This is a genomic window from Sphingomonas cavernae (assembly GCF_003590775.1).
GTDB classification, from domain to species: domain Bacteria; phylum Pseudomonadota; class Alphaproteobacteria; order Sphingomonadales; family Sphingomonadaceae; genus Sphingobium_A; species Sphingobium_A cavernae.
In genome coordinates this window covers 1,508,526-1,526,695 of record NZ_QYUM01000003.1, presented here as the reverse complement: position 1 = coordinate 1,526,695, position 18,170 = coordinate 1,508,526, and the positions used below count along the sequence as shown (strand labels likewise).

Below are 18,170 nucleotides of genomic sequence, written 5' to 3'. Positions count from 1 at the left end.
TAATGCTTGATCGGCTGATCGATTTTGCCGTGCGTTGGCGCTGGCTGGTGGTGCTTGTCACGCTGATACTCGCCGGGTTCGGGCTTCGCGAGCTGACGAGGCTGCCGATCGACGCGGTGCCCGACATCACCAACCGGCAGGTGCAGGTGACGACGGTGGCGCCGGCTCTGGGGCCGGAAGAAGTCGAGCGCCAGGTGACCTACCCGGTCGAAACCGCCCTTACCGGGCTGCCGGGTCTGGTTGGGACGCGCTCGCTCTCGCGGCATGGCTTCTCGCAAATCACCGCCGTGTTCGAAGACAGCACCGACATCTACACCGCGCGCAATCTCGTCAACGAGCGGCTGCAAGCGGCCCGTGCCAATCTTCCCGAAGGCTTGGCGCCGTCGATGGGGCCGATCGTGACCGGTCTGGGTGAGGTCTATATCTGGACCGTCGAATTTACGGGCCAAGCCGCAAAACCCGGTGCTGTCTATGTAACGCCCGAGGGCGAAAAACTGAGCGGCGACCTCGCCAAGGCGACCTATCTACGCACCGTCCAGGATTGGATCATTGCGCCGCAGCTTCGCACAGTGCCCGGCGTTGCCGGGGTCGATGTGCTTGGGGGGTACGTCAAGGAATATGCTGTCCACCCCGATCCGGCGAAGCTCGCGGCCTATCGGGTCGGACTGGTCCAGCTAGTCGATGCGCTCGAACATGCCAATCGGATCGCGGGCGCGGGCTATGTCAGTCGCGCCGGCGAAGCCTATGTTGTGCGCGCCGATGCACGCATTCGCACCGTCGAGGAACTGGCCCAGACCCCGATCCTGAACCGCGGCGGTCAGGTCATCCGAGTGTCGGATGTGGCCAGGGTCGAGATCGGCCGCGCGCCTCGACTGGGATCGGCCAGCGAGAATGGTCGCGAGGTTGTGGTCGGCACCGCACTCATGCTCCAGGGCGAGAACAGCCGCGCGGTTGCGCACCGCGTCGGCGCGCGTTTGCTGAAAATCAAGGCGAGCCTGCCGCCCGGCGTGATCGTGCGACCCGCGCTCGATCGCACCAAGCTGGTCGATGCGACAATCGCAACCGTCGAGCATAATCTGGCGCTGGGCGCGCTGCTGGTGGTCGTGGTGCTGTTCCTGGCGCTCGGGAATATTCGAGCCGCATTTATCACCGCGCTGGTGATCCCGCTGTCATTCCTGTTCGCTGCCACGGCAATGAACCGGTTCGGCATCAGCGCAAATCTGATGAGTCTCGGCGCGCTCGACTTCGGGCTGATCGTCGACGGCGCGGTGGTCATCATCGAGAACAGTCTTGCAAGGCTGGGTGCGTCTCGCGCTTCGCTTGGCCGCGCGCTCACGACATCGGAGCGACTGGCGCTTGCGGCGTCCGCCGCGAAGGAAATGGTGCGCCCTGCGGCGTTCGGTCAGGCGATCATCCTTCTCGTCTATCTGCCGCTGCTGGCGTTCGAAGGCATCGAGGGCAAGATGTTCGGCCCGATGGCGGCGACCGTGATGCTGGCCTTGGCAGGCGCGTTCATTCTGTCCTTTACCTTCGTACCGGCAATGGTCGCCCTGTTCGTCCGCGAACCAGCCGTCCATGTCGAAACCCGAGCGATGGAAGCGATCCAGTCGCGCTACGAGCCACTGTTGCGCAGGGCGGTCGCCCGGCCCGGCATCATCGTCTGCGGTGGCATCGGCGCCGTGCTGATCGGGCTGGTCGCGTTCCTCAGTCTCGGTCGCGAGTTCGTGCCGACCCTCGACGAGGGCGACCTGCTGGTGCAGGCGTTTCGTGTGCCCTCGACCTCGCTGGAACAGAGTCAGGAGATGCAATTTCAGGTCGAACGCTCCATCAAGAGCAACCCCGAAGTGGCCCTGGTTTTCGCGCGGACCGGCACTGCCGAGGTGGCGTCAGATCCGATGCCTCCCAGCATTTCGGACACTTTTGTGATGCTCAAGCCGCGAGACCAATGGCCCGACCCCCGGCTCGACAAGGCCGAACTGATCGAGCGCATGGAGGACAAGCTCAGCAAGCTGCTGGGCAATGGCTATGAGTTCACCCAGCCGATCGAGATGCGGTTCAACGAGCTGATCGCCGGAGTCCGTTCGGACGTCGCGGTCAAGGTTTATGGCGACGATTTCGCGGTGCTCTCCCGCACCGCCGACCAGATCGCCGGCGTTTTGCGTGATATCGACGGGGCCGCCGACGTGCGGGTCGAACAGATTTCCGGCCAACCGACCATCACCGCGTCTGTCGACCGCACGGCGGCCGCGTCGCTGGGAATCCACGCGAGCGACGCGGCCGACGCGCTCGCCATTGGGCTTGGGGGCCGCGAGGCGGGCCATGTCCTCGAGGGGGATCGCAAGTTCGCTGTGACGGTGCGGCTCGACGATTCCCTGCGCAATGACCCCACGATCATGGCGCAGCTTCCGGTCCTGCCGGAGGAGGAAACGGTCGGCGTTCCCACGGTGCCACTGTCGGCGGTTGCACGGTTCGACATCGCCGAAGGACCGAACCAGATCAGCCGCGAGAATGGAAAACGGCGGATCGTGATACAGGCCAATGTCCGCGACCGTGACCTCGGCGGGTTCGTGCGGGAGGCGCGCGAAAAGGTCGGCGCCGGGGTCAAAGTGCCGCCGGGTAGCTGGCTCGAATGGGGCGGGCAGTTTGAAAACCTCGAACGCGCCAGCGCTCGATTGTTGCTCATCGTGCCCTTGGTTTTCCTGCTGATCGGCGTGCTCCTGTTCCTCGCGCTTGGCTCCATCGCCCAGGCCGCGCTGGTGTTCGCGGGAGTTCCGATGGCGCTCGTCGGCGGCGCTATCGCCCTCATGCTGCGCGGTATGCCGTTCTCCATCTCGGCGGCGGTTGGATTCATTGCCGTGTCAGGTGTTGCGACCCTGAATGGTCTCGTGCTGATGCAGAGCATCAAGCAGCGTCGCGCCTGCGGTGAGGATCCGCAGGAGGCAGCAATACGTGGAGCCACAAGCCGTCTGCGTGCAGTAATGACCACAGCGCTCGTCGCAATCCTCGGTTTCGTCCCCATGGCTCTGGCCGCTGGCGCGGGGGCTGAGGTTCAAAAGCCGCTTGCAACCGTCGTGGTCGGCGGCCTCATGACTGCTACCGTGCTGACGCTTCTGGTGTTACCGACACTGATGGCCTGGGTGATGTCGCGCGATCGCGCCGCAGAGTCCCTCAAGCACTGATACCGGAGCCGATTTCTCTCATGATATCCCCCCTCGTCGAAATCATGGCGCGTTTGCGCGATCCCGAAACGGGCTGCCCCTGGGACGTTCAACAGGATTTTGCCACGATCGCGCCATATACGATCGAGGAAGCGCATGAGGTTGCCGACGCCATCGCGCGCGGCGACATGATGGAGCTCAAGGATGAACTCGGCGACCTCCTTCTCCAGGTCGTGTTTCACGCCCGCATGGCAGAGGAAGCCGGCCATTTCGCGATCGGCGACGTTATCCAGGCAATCTGCGACAAGATGATACGCCGCCACCCCCATGTTTTCGGTGACGGTGAGACCACTGGCTGGGAAGCGATCAAGGCGGCAGAACGCCAGAACAAGGAAGACAAGAGCGCGATGGCGCACGTCGCGCTGGGCCTGCCCGCACTGATGCGTGCCGAAAAGCTCCAGCGCCGCGCCGCGCGTACAGGCTTCGACTGGCCTGATGCATCGGGACCGCGTGCCAAGATCGATGAGGAAATTGCTGAAATAGAAATGGAAACTACTGCCGACCGACTTGAAGACGAAGTCGGAGACCTGCTGTTCGCCTGCGTCAACTGGGCGCGGCACATGAAAGTGGATCCCGAAGCGGCGCTGCGCCGCGCCAACCGCAAGTTCGAAGCGCGGTTCCGCGCGATGGAACAGCTTGCGGGCGAGGATTTCACCGCCCTCTCGCTCGCCGAGAAGGAATCGCTCTGGAGCAAAGTCAAAGCGCAGGCGGATAGCTAGATCGGTACTAATCCCGATACCGGCGGACCTGCCCGGCGGGCAATGTTCGCCCGATAGATCGACGGAGCAATATGCCGGTGCGAATTACCTACCGTCACATTCTTGTCGCAACCCTTTCGATCCTGGCGCTCTGGACCGCACGAAGTTTCGTGCTGCCCGTCGTCTGGGCCGTCATTCTGGCAGTGGCGTTGTGGCCGCTCTACAAACGCTGTGCCGGGACGGAAGCGCCCGACGCGCGGCGGATATGGTTGCCGCTCGCCTTCACGGCCGCGATCGGTCTGATCGTTGTTTTACCGCTCACGCTCGTCGTATTCGAAGCTGGCAGGGACAGCCAGGCGCTTCTCGACTGGGTCGACCGCGCTGAAAAGACCGGCGTGCCGCCGCCTGCCTGGCTCGCGGACATCCCGGGCATTGGCCACAGTGCGCTTCGTTGGTGGACGGCCAATCTGAGCGATCCAGACCATGCCGGCCCGACAATGGGCCGCTTTCTCATGGCGAGTGCGGCCGATTGGGCGATCACAATTGGCGCAGACATCGCGCGACGTTCGTTCGTGTTGCTGGTCGATCTCGTCGTGCTGTTCATCCTGCTGCGCCATGGCAGCAAACTCGGAGAGCGTGCGATGGTCGTCGCCAGCCGCCTGCTGGGACGATTCGGCCAGAAGTTTCTGCATCGTCTGACAAATGCGGTGCGCGGCACTGTTGCAGGCACAATTGCCGTCGCATTCGGTGAAGGCGCATTGATCGGCGCGGGTTACGTCGCCGCCGGAGTTCCGCGCCCCGTGCTGTTCGGCCTGCTGACATTTGCTTTTGCAATGCTTCCCTTTGGCGCCTGGGTCATGTTCACCGCTGCTGCCGTCATTCTCGCGGTGCATGGCAGCCTGCTTGCCGCAACGCTGCTATTTTGCTGGGGCGCGGCAATCATGCTTATTGGCGACAATCTCGTTCAGCCCGTGCTGATCGGCGGTGCGGCGCGCCTTCCCTTCTTCTGGGCGCTGGTCGGCACCTTTGGAGGGCTCGAGGCATTCGGGCTGGTGGGGATTTTCGTGGGGCCTGTGATCATGGTTGCGCTGCTCGTCGCGTGGGACGAGGCGAGCCACCCACATGGGGCGCCCGCTGTTCCGACTAGCCCTTAATCGTTTCGGGCTGACTTCGGCGGATGGCGTTGAAGCCACGCCTGCACTGCTTCGGCAGCGCCGGCATAGGCCTCCTGCGCTTCGACGCTCCAATATGTCAGCATTTCGAGCGGAATGGGTTTGCCCGATATTGCACACAGGACGAAATCGCCGGGCGCGATGATGTCATATTCGGGCGTATCGTAATGAAGCACCGCAGGGCGTGGTTGCGACGCGGAATTCACGAACGCGCCTCGTAACGGCCCCAGTCGCTGTCGGACATGCGGATCTCGAAACGGATAAGGTCGCCTTCCTCGACGCGCTCAACCACCTCGCCATTGGCGTGAAGCCAGGCGATCGTCGCACCGTCGCTGTGCGGTACGCGCACGGTGCGGATGCGGTTGCGTTGGGTCAGTTGCGCCGCGACGGTGATGCGCAGATCGTCCACACCTTCGCCGGTGAGCGCGGAGAGCACCGCGACATCCTCCCGGCGCGCAGCTTCGCCAAGAAGTTCACCCTGCGCCTCGCCATCGACAAGGTCGATCTTGTTCCACGCTTCGATCACAGGAACGCCCCCTTCCCCGCTGATATCGATCCCGATCTCGCGCAGCACCTGCTCGACATCGGCCTTCTGTTCCTCGGTGTCGGGATGCGCAATGTCGCGAACATGGACGATGATGTCCGCCGCCGTCACCTCTTCAAGCGTCGCGCGAAAGGCAGCGACGAGTTGCGTCGGCAGGTCCGAGACGAAGCCCACGGTGTCGGACAGGATCGCCTTGTCGATTCCGGGCAGCCGGATCTGCCGCATCGTCGGATCGAGGGTGGCGAAGAGCAGATCTTCCGCCATGACGTCAGCGCCGGTCATGCGATTGAAAAGTGTCGATTTTCCGGCATTAGTATAACCGACCAAAGCGATCACAGGCCAGGGAGCCCGCTTGCGTCGGTCGCGATGGAGACCGCGCGTTCGGCTGACCTCAGCAAGCTCGCGCCGCAACTTGGCCATGCGATCGCGGATCATCCGGCGGTCGGCCTCGATCTGCGTTTCACCAGGACCGCCTAGGAAGCCGAACCCACCGCGCTGGCGCTCAAGGTGCGTCCAGCTCCTGACCAGGCGACCCGCCTGATAGTCGAGATGCGCGAGTTCGACCTGAAGCCGACCTTCGGCGGTCGCTGCGCGCTCGCCGAAAATCTCCAGGATCAGGCCGGTGCGATCGATCACCTTCGCTTTTAACTTGTCTTCCAGATTGCGCTGTTGGACGGGGGTCATTGCGGCATCGACAATGACGAGTTCCGCTTCATCCTGTTGCACAGCGACCGCGAGCTGGTCGACCTGACCGCTGCCGAAGAGTGTCGCTGGCTTGGGCTGGCGCAGGCGGAACTGGAGCTTCCCGACGACTTCTATACCAATCGCCTCGGCCAGCCCCGCGGCTTCTTCGAGACGCGCCGCTGCGTCCCGCCCGGAGCCGCCGGTGTCGGGCAAGGCGACGATGGCCCGTGCGCCGCGCGCCAGGCCATCATCTTCACCGCGCTGGAAAACCGCCATGGTTCAGTCCGCGTCGTCTCCGCTCTCTTCGGCGAGGTTGAGCGGGTTGGCGGGCTGTACGGTTGAAATGGCGTGCTTGTAAACGAGCTGCGCGAGCCCGTCGCGCTGGAGCAGCATGCAGAACAGATCGAACGCGACGATCTCTCCCTGAAGCATGACGCCGTTCACAAGGAACATCGTCACGGGGTCGCCTGATTTGTGGACCGCGTTAAGAAATACTTCCTGCAGCGATTTGGATTTGCCGCGTCCCTCATCAAACGCCGTCTGGATCGGCGAAAGATCGATCGCTCCCGCGGGCATCACGGTTGAGATCGCATGCTTGTAGACGAGCTGCGACTGGCCGTCGCGACGGAGCAGCACCGAGAAATTGTCGAACCAGGTAATGATCCCCTGGAGCTTGACGCCCTTCACCAGAAACATCGTGACCGGGGTCTTCGAACGACGCAGCGTGTTGAGGAAGATGTCCTGAAGATTGTTGGTTTTCGCGTTGTTCTTGTCTGGCATTTTCTACCATTCCTTTTTCTTGGCGGATCGTGGTCCGCATTCGCCTGCTCGCACAGGCATGGTCGGGGGCGCTCTATTTAGGTGTTTTGGGCCGCCTCGTCCACCGAATGGGGGATTATTCATCACCATCTTGCTTGGCGTCGGCCATGCCGAGCAGCTTCAGCTTGCGGTGAAGCGCCGAACGCTCCATCCCGATAAAGGTCGCGGTACGAGAGATATTGCCCGAGAACCGCCGGATCTGGATCCGCAGATACTCGCGCTCGAAGGTTTCGCGGGCCTCTCGCAATGGCGCTCCCATAATCGCTGAGGCAGCATTGCCCACGCCCGATTCGCCCTGGTTGCCCATCACCTCGGCGGGAAGCATGTCGAGGTCGATCTGGCTGATCCGATCGCCGGGCGCCAGGATGATCGTGCGCTCGACGACGTTGCGGAGCTGCCGCACATTGCCCGGCCAGTCATAGGCCTGAAGCGCGGCGATTGCATCGGTGGCGACCAAAGGTGTGCGGACGCGGCGCTCACTGGCATAGCGTGCGACGAAATGCTCGATCAGCGACGGAATATCCTCGCGACGCTCGGCGAGCGGCGACAGATGGACGGGCACGACATTCAGCCGATAATAAAGATCCTCGCGGAATCGTCCCGCGGCAATCTCGGTAGGCAGATCGCGCGAGGTGGCGGAGACGACGCGTACCTCAACCTTCACCACGCGTTGTCCGCCGACGCGGGTGAAGCTCTGATCGGTCAGCACACGCAGGATCTTGGCCTGCGTTGTAAGCGGCATGTCGGCTATCTCGTCGAGAAAGAGCGTGCCGCCATGCGCCTGTTCGAGCAGGCCGGGGCGTACGAGTTCGCCGCCCTCCTCCACGCCGAACAGTTCTTCCTCGACACGCTCGGGGCTCATCATCGCAGCACCGACGACGATGAAGGGCGCCGTCGCTCGATTGCTCCACTTATGGAGCAGGCGCGCGGCGACTTCCTTGCCGACTCCGGCAGGTCCCGTCACGAGCACCCGGCTGCCGGTGGATGCAACCCGCTTGAGCGTGGCGCGCACCGAGTTGATCGCCGCGGAACTGCCCGTCAGTTCCTCCTCCCGCCCCATCTGCGCCTTGAGCGAGGCATTCTCCTGTCGAAGAAGCTCGGTTTCAGTTGCGCGCGAGACGAGATGAAGAAGCTGCGCCGCCTCAAAGGGTTTTTCGATGAAATCGACCGCTCCGCGCCGGATGGCCGCAACCGCGGTGTCGAGGTTGCCATGGCCCGACATCACCAGCACCGGGAGCGACGGATCGCGCTGCTTGATCTCGTCGAGCAGTTCGAGGCCATCGAGCCGCGAGCCTTGCAACCACACGTCGAGCAGGACGAGCGAGGGGCGACGTTCGGCGATCGCCTCAAGCGCGGAATCGCTGCCGCCAGCACTGCGCGCCGCGAAGCCTTCGTCCTCGAGTACGCCCGAGACAAGGTCGCGGATATCCTGCTCGTCGTCGACTATCAGAATGTCTAGCGCCATAGTCTAGCTGGTCCTCTTGTGCGTCAGTTGTGTGGGTGTCTTCTCGCCGTCAGCCTGTGCGGGGTCCCCTTCCCCGCGCATGAATCGTGCGAGCAAATCCGGGTCGAAGGTCATGCAGATGATGGTGCCCCCACCGGCATTGTCCGCGAACTGCATGATACCGAAATGTTCCTCGACGATTTTCTTGACGATCGCGAGGCCCAGGCCGGTGCCCCGGCTGCGCGTGGTGACATAGGGTTCGACCAGCCGTTCGCGGTCCTGGGGCAGTCCGATGCCGTTGTCGGCGACGCAGACCGTGATCCGCTTGCTTGCCTCGTCCGGGCAAATTGACAGGGTAACGCGACCGCGTTCATCGCTCGCTGAATTGCTTTCACGCTTTTGATCAATAGCTTCTACGGCGTTTTTGACGAGATTTGTCAAAGCCTGGCCGAGTTGGCGGCGGTCGCATACGATCTGGTGCACCCCATCGCCTTGCTCAAGCGAAAAGGCGATCTCGGGATGAGCGACCTCGTGCAGAAACAGTGCCTGGCGCGCAATATCGGTAAGCGATTCCGTACGGAACACGGGCTTGGGCATGCGCGCGAACGATGAGAATTCGTCGACCATTCGTCGCAGATCGGCGACCTGGCGGATAATGGTCTCGGTCAGCTGTTCGAAGGTCGAGGGCTCGTCAGTCACCTGCTTGCCATAGCGACGCTGGAGGCGCTCAGCGGCGAGTTGGATCGGGGTGAGCGGGTTCTTGATCTCGTGCGCGATACGGCGCGCCACGTCGGACCATGCGGCACGCCGCTGATCGAGAACCTGCTGGGTGATATCGTCAAAGGTCAGGACGTGCCCCGCCTCGTCGCGCACAGCCTTGACTGCAAGCGTGCGCGCGTCGCCGCCGATGTTGAGCTGAACGATGTCGTCGCGGTCTTCCGCAGCGACAAGCTCCGCCAGTTCGGGGGCAAGGTCGTCGATCGCCTTGCCCGTAGCCTCGCCGGGCGCAGATTTCAGCAGCGTCGCGGCCGAGCTGTTCATCAAACGGATATTGCGGTCGCCATCGACCGAGATCACGCCGGCAGTGACGCCCGACATGACCGTTTCGATAAAGGCGCGGCGGCTGTCGAGGGCGCTGGTCTGCTCCTCGATAGTCTGAGTCATGCGGTTGAACGCATTGGCGAGCCGGCCAACCTCGTCCTGACGCACGGGCTGTGGCACGCGCGCCGACAGGTCCCCCTCGGCAATACGCTGCGCAGCGTCGACCAGATCGCTGACGGGTCGGACGAGCCGGTCGGCCAGCTCGAGCGCAATCCATACCGCCGCGCCGACGATCAGCAGCGAGATGAGCAGCAGTGCCACGTTGAACTGGAGTTGGAGCGCACGCGACCGTTCGAGCAGGCGCTTGTAGTCGGTCGAAACCGTCTGCGCGCGTTCGGATTGAGCCAGCATCTTGGGATCAACGACGCGCGCGGTCCACAGATAGGCTTCTTCGTTGACCGGCAGCCGTGTCACCGCCTCGATGCGGTCTCCCGAATCGGTGACGATACTGGGCTCGCCCTTGCGAAGGCGTTCCAGAAGCGCGGGTTTGATCCGTGTGCCCTCCCCGCGATCATAGGGATCGACCATCGCGAGCGTCTGTTCGCCCACGCCCGGCTTGATGACGAGGATCGCGGCCTCGGAGAGTTCTCGCTGATAGACCTGGCCCGCAAAACCCTGCTGAAAGAGCGGCGTGTCGATCGGCGCCTCGTCAAGATAGTTAACGATGTCGGATGCCATCGCGATCGTGTTGTTCTCGACACGCGTGCGATATTCGCTGTTGAACTCCTGCGCCACGATCGCCGCGTTCTCAAGCATCCCGCGGGCGCGATCAGAAAACCAAAATTCGACGCCATATTGGAAAAGCAATGAGGCGAAGATCACGACCAGCAGCATCGGTACGCTGGCGATGACCGAGAAGATCGCGACAAGCTGGACGTGCAATCGCCCGCCGCCGCCCATGGGCGAACGCGCCGCACGCTTCTTGGCAACCCGGCGGCCGAGCAACACGAGCAGCGCCACGCCGGGAACGAGGTTGGCCACGAGCAGCAGCGCAACCAGAACCGGCGAAAGCAGCCTTTCGGTCGTGGGTTCGGCGCTGACGACAAAATAGCTCGTCACGGCCACCGCCACGGCAAGCGCGAGCGTGGCCAGCTCGATCCAGGGCATCAGGTTGTTGCGACGCGAAACAACGCGCAGCACGCGCTGCCACCGCGATGCTTTCACAGAAATGTCACGATAGCCCACATTCACCGTTGCGTTCTTACAACATTCGCGTTGCAAGACAAACACAGTCTATCGGAATCTCCTCGATTTCGGGCGCTGGTGCAGCACGGCCTATCGACCGTGAAAATCGCGGTCAGGAATTCCCTCGGCGAACCCTTGCAGGGTCGATTCGGTGGTCGGTCAGCTTCTTGCGAAGCGTATTTCGGTTGATACCAAGCAGGTCGGCTGCGCGAAGCTGGTTGCCGCGCACCGCCGCCAGGGTCAGGCGGAGCAGCGGCGCCTCGACCTCCGCCAGCACGCGGTCGTAAAGGCCGTCGGGCGGCAGATCGTCGCCGAAACTCGCGAAATAGCTCGCGAGGTGCACCTCGACCGCGTCCTCGAGCCCCTTGCCGATAAACGGTATCGGCACGCTTTCGCCCGGGCCGCCTGCAAGCGCCAGGTCGATCTGGCGCGCCGAAATCAGTTCCTCTCGGCTGAGCGCCGCAAGCCGCCGCATCAGGTTTTCGAGCTCGCGAACATTGCCGGGCCAGCCATGCGCCGACAGCCTCGCCAGCGCATCATCGCCGAGGCGTTTTCTGGAAAGCCCCTCCTGCGCCGCGCGATCGAGGAAGTGACGCGCAAGCTCGGGAATGTCGCCGAGCCGTTCGCGCAGTGCCGGCAGCGTAACGGGGACGACATTGAGCCGGTAGTAAAGATCCTCGCGAAAGCCATTGGCCGCAATCAGCGCGGGCAGGTCCTTGTGCGTTGCCGCGATGATACGGACATCGGCGCGGATCGGGCGCGCTCCGCCCACCGTCGTGAACTCGCCCTGCTGAAGGACGCGCAGCAAACGGGTCTGCGCTTCCATCGGCATATCGCCGATCTCGTCGAGGAACAGCGTCCCGCCCTGCGCCAGTTCGAACTTGCCGGCGGTGCGCGCTTGCGCGCCCGTGAAGGCGCCCCTTTCATGGCCGAAGAGTTCGGATTCGATCAGATCGCGAGGAATGGCCGCCATGTTTATGGCAACAAATGGTTTTTTCTGCCGCGGGCCGAGATCGTGGATCGCGCGCGCGACAAGTTCCTTGCCCGTGCCCGACTCCCCGAAGACCAGCACGGTCAGCTCGTTGGCGACGACGCGCGCGATCGTCCGGTAGACATCCTGCATCGCGGGCGACCGACCGATCAGCGGCAGATCTTCCTTGATACCCTCCGGCTCTACGGTCCCGCGATTGGCGCGGCTGCGCAGCCCGTCGCCGACCGCGCGACACAGCTCGTCGAGATCGAAGGGCTTGGGCAGATATTCGAACGCGCCTTGCTCGGTCGCGCGCACCGCGGTTGAAAGCGTGTTCTGCGCCGACAGCACGATCACGGGCAGGTCCGGGCGACGCTGGAGCACCGAGGAGATCTCGTCGAGCCCGTTCCCGTCGGGCAGAATCACGTCAGTGATGAGCAATTCGGGGTCGAAGCTGCCGAGCTGGCGCTCCATGTCGGCGATGCTTTCGGCGAGCGAGACGCTATGCCCCTCGCTGCGCAGCGCTTCGGCGAGCACGGTGCGGATCGCGGCGTCGTCATCGACGACAAGGATGCGGCCAGTGCTCATTGGGCATCCTTTCCGGCGCGCTGGAGGAGAAGGCGGAAGACGGTGCGTTCGGGCGTACCCTCGCGCGAGAACTGAATGATGCCGCCCATGTCGCGCACCAGCTTGTCGACGAGCGCCAGGCCGAGGCCGCCGCCCGACCGCTTTGTGCTGACAAAGGGTTCGAACAGGTGGTCGGCCACCTCCGGCGCGGGTCCGGGGCCGTTGTCGATCACGCACAACTCGATCGGCAGCGCGCGGCGGCCCTTGCCGTCCTTGTCGGGCACCGAAACACCGTGGCGATAGGCTGTAACGATATGGATGACGGGTTCATGGCCCCCGGCCGAGGCCTCGGCTGCGTTCTTGAGCAGGTTGAGCACGATCTGCGTCAAGGCGTCACGGTGTACGAGCGCCATCGGCAATGACGGGTCATAGACCGCCCTGATCTCGACATCCTGCGCAAAGCCGTGACGCGCGAGTTCACGCGCATGATCGAGCACCGGATAGATATTCTCCGCCACCAGCTCGAGCGGGCGCGGATCGGTGAAGCTTTCCATCCGGTCGATCAGGCTGGTGATGCGATCGACCTCCGAGCGGATCAGCCGCGTCATGCCGCGTGCCTCGGGCGCCACCTTGCGCTCGAGCAACTGCGCAGCGCCGCTGATCCCCGAAAGCGGGTTCTTGATCTCGTGCGCCAGCATCGCCGCCGCTCCCATAGCTGCGCGCGCGCCGCTGCCCTGTTCGCGTCGATTGCCCATGGGATGCGCCGCGGCCCCCGCATGGATCGCCAGGATCCTCCAGCCCGGACGATCGGGCACAGGCGAGAAGGCGACGTCGGCGAGCAGCTTCATGCCGCGGTCATTGGAAATCTGCACATCGAAGGCGTTGAGCGGCGACCCTGCCCGCTCGCGCTCGAGCGCCGCGATATTCTCGGGAAAGCGGACATGCGCGTCGAGCGGCTTGCCGATGATCGCGGTGCGGCTCGCGTTCAGCAGCGATTCTGCAGCGGCGTTGGCGTCGGCAACTTTGCCCTCGGGGTTGATCAGCAATGTCGGGACGGGAAGCGCGGCAATGAGTTCAGACGCCGATGGCGCCTCTTCGCCGCTCGCCGGCTTGCGGGTAAGCCGGATCAGGCGGCTGCCCGGGAGAGCCATGGCGAATAGAATTCCTCGAGCATTGCCAATACCGTGGCGGCTTCGGGCTGCTGGTTCACACGGTTTCTGAACTCGGCCGAGCCACCCAGCCCCTTGGTGTACCAGCCGATATGCTTACGCGCCATATTAACCCCGGTCATCTCGCCATAATGTTCGAGCATATCGCGGTAATGCGCTGTGATAAGATGATATTGTTCCTCGATTGTGGGATCAGCGATCCGCTGCCCCGTCCGCAGGAAGTGCATCACCTGCCCCAGCAACCAGGGTCGGCCATAGGCCCCGCGGCCGATCATCACGCCGTCCGCGCCCGACTGGTCGAGCGCGGTCAGCGCATCCTCGATCGAGCAGATGTCGCCATTGGCGATGACGGGCAGCGCGACCGCGTCCTTGACCTTGCGGATGAACGCCCAGTCCGCCGAACCCTTGTACATCTGGTTGCGCGTGCGGCCGTGGACGGTGATGAGCTTCACGCCCAGATCCTCGGCGATGTGCGCGAGTTCGGGCGCGTTGAGGCTGTCATGGCACCAGCCCATGCGCATCTTGAGCGTCACGGGCACCGAAACCGCCTCGACCGTCGCCTTGATAATGTCGCCGGCAAGTTTCAGGTCGCGCATCAGCGCCGAGCCCGCATCGCCGTTGACCACCTTCTTCACGGGGCAGCCCATATTGATGTCGATGATCGCAGCGCCGCGATCCTCGTTGAGCTTTGCCGCCTCGCCCATTTCCTTGGGGCTGCAGCCCGCAAGCTGCATCGAGATCGGCTCCTCGACCGCATCCCACGCCGCCTTTTGCAGCGACTGGCGCGTCTCGCGGATCATCGCCTGGCTCGCGATCATCTCAGTGACGTTGAGCCCCGAGCCATAGCGCTTGACGACCTTGCGGAACGGCAGATCGGTGACGCCCGTCATCGGCGCCAGGATCACTGGCGTTTCGATACGGACCGGGCCGATGTCGATGGGAGCGAGTTTCGTCATAGTCTGCCTAAAAATGAGGCAGCCCCATAGCGGGAAAGTGGCCAGGGGGCAAGTTTTGCCGCTTCACACTCGCCGCCAGGCATTGTTTTGATGAGCGCATCAATCCTGTGCGCCACCAAAGCAGCGCGCGACGTGAAGGCGCGGGAACGTCAAATTTCGACCCAATTCTCGTCATTGAAGACGGCACGCAAGCCCCCTGAAAGCCGCTGTTCATTCAGCCTTTGATGACTGCAAAAAAGGAAAGCTGACGCTCAGTGTAAGGGAGCTAATCGTCTCCGCTACGCTGGTGTGACCGCCGGAGGCACCCAGACCTGATCGATGATTGGTTGCTTTGGACCATAGGTTCGCAGCACGAGGTGAAACGACCCTTGTCGCGGCGACGGCAGCCAGTTCGCACGTTCCGCAGGATCAGTTGGAGGATTGGGCTGAATATAAATGGACAGGCTGCCGTCTGCTGCTTTGGCAAGATCGGGTGTGCGGTCCCCGATCGAATAGCGCATCGTGTCGTTCGGCACGAAATTGTGATCCCGGCCGTACATGGTAATGGACCAGAACTGGTCGACGGGCGGTAGTTCGTCGGCCCCGAACCGGATGGCATATCGGCGTCCACCGACAAGCGGATCGCCCCCAACATCGTTGAACGCCGGGAGATAGACGGCTTCCTCGGCATCGTTGGAGATGATGCCGCCAAGACATTGACCCGACGCCCGGACGACGAAGTCGCCATGGAGCCCGGCACGACCGAATGTCCGTGGCGGATACATCCAGCCATTCAGTAGCTTGGCTTTGTAAGCTCCGGTCGCAATCATTGCGTCAAGCATCGGACGCGTCGTTGCTGCTGCGCGGGCGAGGCCCTGCCGCGTCGGCTCCGGCAGCGCGTCGACGCTCTCGGCGGTGAAATCCGGGCCAATTCCGATCTCGCCGAAAAGGCGTACCAATTCCGTATCCCGATCCTTCGGAAGAGGATTCTCCGACCACGCCGAATTTATCGTTTTCCAGTCGGCCAGCGGATCGTGCGCACTGTCGTACGGCTTGAAAACGTCGCGCCCCTCCGGAACTTGCGGGTCTGACTGGCCCCACAGGGCGAGCGGGATCATATGATATCCGTCCTGCAACGCGTTCACCGCCGCAACGTCCTTTTCGTCCTTCACCAGCGTGCGGCCAAAGACGAGCGCAAAGCGGGTCGGCGATTGGAACGAGCCTAAGATGTCCGACGGAAGCTCTCCATCCCATCCAGGGGAAAGGATCGCGAAAGCACCGGCTGCTCCCCCGGTGGTCCGCTTGCCGACATAGGCGAAATTATCAGAGAACATGTCGGCGATCTCGAAGGTAAAATATCTGTTCCCCATTTCGGGATGGGTGAGAACCACTGGACCTTGGCGCAGATCGAGCCATCCCCAGGAATAGAGCGTGTCCTGATTTGGTGACCCGCCCGACGTGTAGTTGATGTGGTTGGACAAAACACGCTTGTGATGGAAATGATTGAGCGAAGCGAAGAAGCTGGAATCGGAAACGTTCGTCCAGTCATATCGCAGCTTGCTCAGATACACCAACGGGAAGGCATAGATGTAAGCTTGGGCACCCAACGTGTAAGCGTATTCTTCACGCCAGTCTTCCGTGGCAGGGTGGTCGGACATGGCAGCGCTCTCCTCGCTGCTCTTGTAGGGTTTGGGGAGCAGAGTGCACATCGGGAAATACCCGCACGAGGGCTCAGGAAAATATGGATGTTCTCCAGCACTCGACATGAAAGAACAAGCGCTTTCCGATAACACCCGCGCTTGGACGAACGTCTGCTTTTTCCAACTATCGGCGTAAAGCGGACAGGCCGGAAACCACGCCAAGGCGGACATCTTCCAACTCGCATCATGACGTGGGCTGTTTGCACGACCGGGAATTTGGCCTAGGCGCGCAGTCATGAAATCGGGTTTTCATAACGTCGCGCTGATCGTCGCTGCCGGAAAAGGCGAGCGTGCCGGGGCAGCGCGTCCAAAGCAGTTTGCGCTGCTCGGCGGCAAGCCTGTCGTTGCGCACAGCATCGATGCGGCGCTGACGCATCCCGCGATCGACGGCGTAATCGTGGTGACGGCCGCGGACCAGCGCCAGGCGATGGAAGTCGCGCTCGACGGACGCGACGTGCGCGCCATCGTCGACGGTGGCGCTTCACGTCGGGAATCGGTGCTTGCCGGGCTCGAGGCGATTTCGGCGCTTGGCGGCGCGGTGCGCGTGCTGATCCACGATGCAGCGCGCCCGCTCCTCCCCCATGCGGTGATCGACCGGCTGCTCGCCCAACTCGACGGTTCGGCGGGTGCGGTGCCCGTGCTGCCGGTTGCGGATACGCTGGCGACCGCTGATGAGGCGCTCGGTGATATTGTGCCGCGCACGGGGCTGGTTCGCGTTCAGACGCCTCAGGCCTTTCGCTTCGATGCCATATTGGCGGCGCACCGCCTCTGGCCGGTTGATCAGGAGGCCACCGACGATGCGCAGATCCTGCGCGCGGTCGAGCTTGAGGTCGCAATGGTCGAAGGCGATTCGATGCTGGAGAAGATCACGCATCCGCAAGATTTCGCGAGCGCCGAGGCGCGGCTCGCCGCCCGGGCGAGCATCCGCACCGCCATGGGTTATGACGTCCACCGCCTCGTCGCGGGCGAAGAGCTTTGGCTCGGCGGCGTGCTGATCCCGCACGACAAGGGGCTTTCGGGGCACAGCGACGCCGATGTCGCGCTCCATGCACTGACCGACGCGCTGCTCGGCACGATCGGCGCGGGCGATATCGGGATGCATTTTCCGCCCTCTGATCCACAGTGGCGCGGCGCCTCGTCGGACCGTTTCCTCGAACATGCTGCAGCGCTGGTGGCGGAAGCGCGCGGATCAATCGAGCATGTCGACCTGACGATCATATGCGAGGCCCCGAAGATCGGCCCGTATCGGGACGCCATGCGAAACCGCATTGCAGCGTTGTTGCGGGTCGATATGGCGAGGGTTAGCATCAAGGCGACGACGACCGAACGGCTCGGTTTCACCGGCCGCGGCGAAGGCATCGCTGCACAGGCGGTCGCAACTGTCAGAATATCAGGGGACATATGAAGCACTGGCAGAAATTCGCATCGAGCCTGGCGGCCATCACCCTCGCTTGCGGCCCGGCGCATGCCGCGGCCACGGCCGACTGCGTGACCGGCGACGAGGTGAAAGCCATTGCCCTCGTGCTGCTGCCCGAGGCGCTCGACGCGACCGCCAAGGTCTGCGCGTCAGTACTCCCGGCGACAGCGCTGCTCCGCAAGACCGATGCCCCGATTTTCGAGCGCTACCGTGTTGAGAAAGCGCCCGCGATGGAACTCGCGCGCGCCGCCTTTGCCCGGATTGCAGGTCTGGGCGATTCGGATGAGGTCAACAATGCGGGCCTGGAACTGATGCGCGCGATGCTCGTCCCGCAACTGTCGGCCGAGATCAAACCCGCTGACTGCGGCGCGATCAACCGGATGATCGAACTGTTCGAACCGCTACCGCCCGAAAACATGGCAGGCGCTATCGCCACGATTCTTCAGATCGTCGCCAAGGAAGATGCCGCAAAGGCCAAAAAGAAAAGGAAAAAGAGTTCGCAAGGGGATGACCTGAATATCTGTCCTTTTGACGAAGCACGGTAGGA

Annotated in this window: 14 protein-coding genes; 5 read left to right on the top strand and 9 right to left on the bottom strand. The window is 63.1% G+C overall.

The annotated features are described in order from the left end of the window. Window positions 1-2: 2 nt before the first annotated feature. The 3 genes from D3876_RS14935 to D3876_RS14925 all read left to right on the top strand — a co-directional run bounded on the left by D3876_RS14935 (window position 3) and on the right by D3876_RS14925 (window position 5,070). On the top strand, window positions 3-3,179 hold the full coding sequence (locus D3876_RS14935; RefSeq protein WP_119763472.1) for an efflux RND transporter permease subunit: 3,177 nt from the start codon (window positions 3-5) through the stop codon (window positions 3,177-3,179). A gap of 20 nt (window positions 3,180-3,199) precedes the next feature. Further along, a complete protein-coding gene (mazG, locus tag D3876_RS14930; protein ID WP_119763470.1) occupies window positions 3,200-3,937 on the top strand; it encodes a nucleoside triphosphate pyrophosphohydrolase in 738 nt (245 codons plus the stop codon). 71 nt (window positions 3,938-4,008) lie between these two features. Next, window positions 4,009-5,070 carry an AI-2E family transporter gene (locus D3876_RS14925; protein WP_119763468.1) on the top strand — a complete coding sequence of 354 codons (1,062 nt, stop codon included), beginning with the start codon at window positions 4,009-4,011 and terminating at the stop codon, window positions 5,068-5,070. On the opposite strand, the gene D3876_RS14920 is transcribed toward D3876_RS14925, so the two are convergent. From D3876_RS14920 to D3876_RS14880, 9 genes are all read right to left on the bottom strand, one after another. Continuing rightward, window positions 5,067-5,294 (bottom strand): DUF2093 domain-containing protein, encoded by a 228-nt coding sequence (locus D3876_RS14920; RefSeq protein ID WP_119763466.1) that lies wholly within the window; start codon window positions 5,292-5,294, stop codon window positions 5,067-5,069. The two genes, D3876_RS14925 and D3876_RS14920, sit on opposite strands and share 4 nt — an antisense overlap. Further along, window positions 5,291-6,592 (bottom strand): GTPase HflX, encoded by a 1,302-nt coding sequence (gene hflX / locus D3876_RS14915; RefSeq protein ID WP_119763464.1) that lies wholly within the window; start codon window positions 6,590-6,592, stop codon window positions 5,291-5,293. The genes D3876_RS14920 and hflX overlap by 4 nt, the downstream gene beginning before the upstream one ends. A gap of 3 nt (window positions 6,593-6,595) precedes the next feature. Then, window positions 6,596-7,096, bottom strand: a complete 501-nt coding sequence (gene hfq, locus D3876_RS14910) for an RNA chaperone Hfq (protein WP_119763462.1) — start codon at window positions 7,094-7,096, stop codon at window positions 6,596-6,598. A 115-nt stretch (window positions 7,097-7,211) separates the two neighbouring features. Continuing rightward, window positions 7,212-8,600 carry a nitrogen assimilation response regulator NtrX gene (gene ntrX, locus D3876_RS14905; RefSeq protein ID WP_119763460.1) on the bottom strand — a complete coding sequence of 463 codons (1,389 nt, stop codon included), beginning with the start codon at window positions 8,598-8,600 and terminating at the stop codon, window positions 7,212-7,214. 3 nt (window positions 8,601-8,603) lie between these two features. Then, window positions 8,604-10,787 carry a sensor histidine kinase gene (locus D3876_RS14900; protein WP_119763925.1) on the bottom strand — a complete coding sequence of 728 codons (2,184 nt, stop codon included), beginning with the start codon at window positions 10,785-10,787 and terminating at the stop codon, window positions 8,604-8,606. Between the two features lie 190 nt (window positions 10,788-10,977). Beyond that, window positions 10,978-12,423: a nitrogen regulation protein NR(I) gene (gene ntrC, locus D3876_RS14895; RefSeq protein ID WP_119763458.1), complete on the bottom strand. Its 1,446-nt coding sequence runs from the start codon at window positions 12,421-12,423 to the stop codon at window positions 10,978-10,980. Beyond that, window positions 12,420-13,553, bottom strand: coding sequence for a two-component system sensor histidine kinase NtrB (locus tag D3876_RS14890; protein ID WP_119763456.1), 1,134 nt, complete (start codon window positions 13,551-13,553; stop codon window positions 12,420-12,422). The genes ntrC and D3876_RS14890 overlap by 4 nt, the downstream gene beginning before the upstream one ends. After that, complete coding sequence (dusB, locus tag D3876_RS14885; RefSeq protein ID WP_119763454.1) at window positions 13,529-14,527, bottom strand: tRNA dihydrouridine synthase DusB; 999 nt, start codon at window positions 14,525-14,527, stop codon at window positions 13,529-13,531. The genes D3876_RS14890 and dusB overlap by 25 nt, the downstream gene beginning before the upstream one ends. A gap of 278 nt (window positions 14,528-14,805) precedes the next feature. Further along, window positions 14,806-16,164, bottom strand: a complete 1,359-nt coding sequence (locus tag D3876_RS14880; protein WP_182912023.1) for a DUF1254 domain-containing protein — start codon at window positions 16,162-16,164, stop codon at window positions 14,806-14,808. Window positions 16,165-16,441: 277 nt separating this feature from the next. On the opposite strand from D3876_RS14880, the gene D3876_RS14875 reads away from it, so the two are divergent. Both D3876_RS14875 and D3876_RS14870 read left to right on the top strand, forming a co-directional pair. Beyond that, on the top strand, window positions 16,442-17,611 hold the full coding sequence (locus D3876_RS14875; protein WP_119763450.1) for a bifunctional 2-C-methyl-D-erythritol 4-phosphate cytidylyltransferase/2-C-methyl-D-erythritol 2,4-cyclodiphosphate synthase: 1,170 nt from the start codon (window positions 16,442-16,444) through the stop codon (window positions 17,609-17,611). After that, the gene (locus D3876_RS14870; protein WP_119763448.1) at window positions 17,608-18,168 is read left to right on the top strand and encodes a hypothetical protein; all 561 of its coding nucleotides are present in this window, start codon (window positions 17,608-17,610) and stop codon (window positions 18,166-18,168) included. The genes D3876_RS14875 and D3876_RS14870 overlap by 4 nt, the downstream gene beginning before the upstream one ends. Window positions 18,169-18,170 lie beyond the last annotated feature (2 nt).

What these genes read in the sequence shown, in the direction of transcription:
- D3876_RS14935 (WP_119763472.1), top strand. Translation starts at nt 3, where the DNA reads ATGCTTGATCGGCTGATCGATTTTGCCGTGCGTTGGCGCTGGCTGGTG.
- mazG (WP_119763470.1), top strand. Translation starts at nt 3,200, where the DNA reads ATGATATCCCCCCTCGTCGAAATCATGGCGCGTTTGCGCGATCCCGAA.
- D3876_RS14925 (WP_119763468.1), top strand. Translation starts at nt 4,009, where the DNA reads ATGCCGGTGCGAATTACCTACCGTCACATTCTTGTCGCAACCCTTTCG.
- hflX (WP_119763464.1), bottom strand. Translation starts at nt 6,592, where the DNA reads ATGGCGGTTTTCCAGCGCGGTGAAGATGATGGCCTGGCGCGCGGCGCA.
- hfq (WP_119763462.1), bottom strand. Translation starts at nt 7,096, where the DNA reads ATGCCAGACAAGAACAACGCGAAAACCAACAATCTTCAGGACATCTTC.
- ntrX (WP_119763460.1), bottom strand. Translation starts at nt 8,600, where the DNA reads ATGGCGCTAGACATTCTGATAGTCGACGACGAGCAGGATATCCGCGAC.
- D3876_RS14900 (WP_119763925.1), bottom strand. Translation starts at nt 10,787, where the DNA reads ATGCCCTGGATCGAGCTGGCCACGCTCGCGCTTGCCGTGGCGGTGGCC.
- ntrC (WP_119763458.1), bottom strand. Translation starts at nt 12,423, where the DNA reads ATGAGCACTGGCCGCATCCTTGTCGTCGATGACGACGCCGCGATCCGC.
- D3876_RS14890 (WP_119763456.1), bottom strand. Translation starts at nt 13,553, where the DNA reads ATGGCTCTCCCGGGCAGCCGCCTGATCCGGCTTACCCGCAAGCCGGCG.
- dusB (WP_119763454.1), bottom strand. Translation starts at nt 14,527, where the DNA reads ATGACGAAACTCGCTCCCATCGACATCGGCCCGGTCCGTATCGAAACG.
- D3876_RS14880 (WP_182912023.1), bottom strand. Translation starts at nt 16,164, where the DNA reads ATGTCCGACCACCCTGCCACGGAAGACTGGCGTGAAGAATACGCTTAC.
- D3876_RS14875 (WP_119763450.1), top strand. Translation starts at nt 16,442, where the DNA reads ATGAAATCGGGTTTTCATAACGTCGCGCTGATCGTCGCTGCCGGAAAA.
- D3876_RS14870 (WP_119763448.1), top strand. Translation starts at nt 17,608, where the DNA reads ATGAAGCACTGGCAGAAATTCGCATCGAGCCTGGCGGCCATCACCCTC.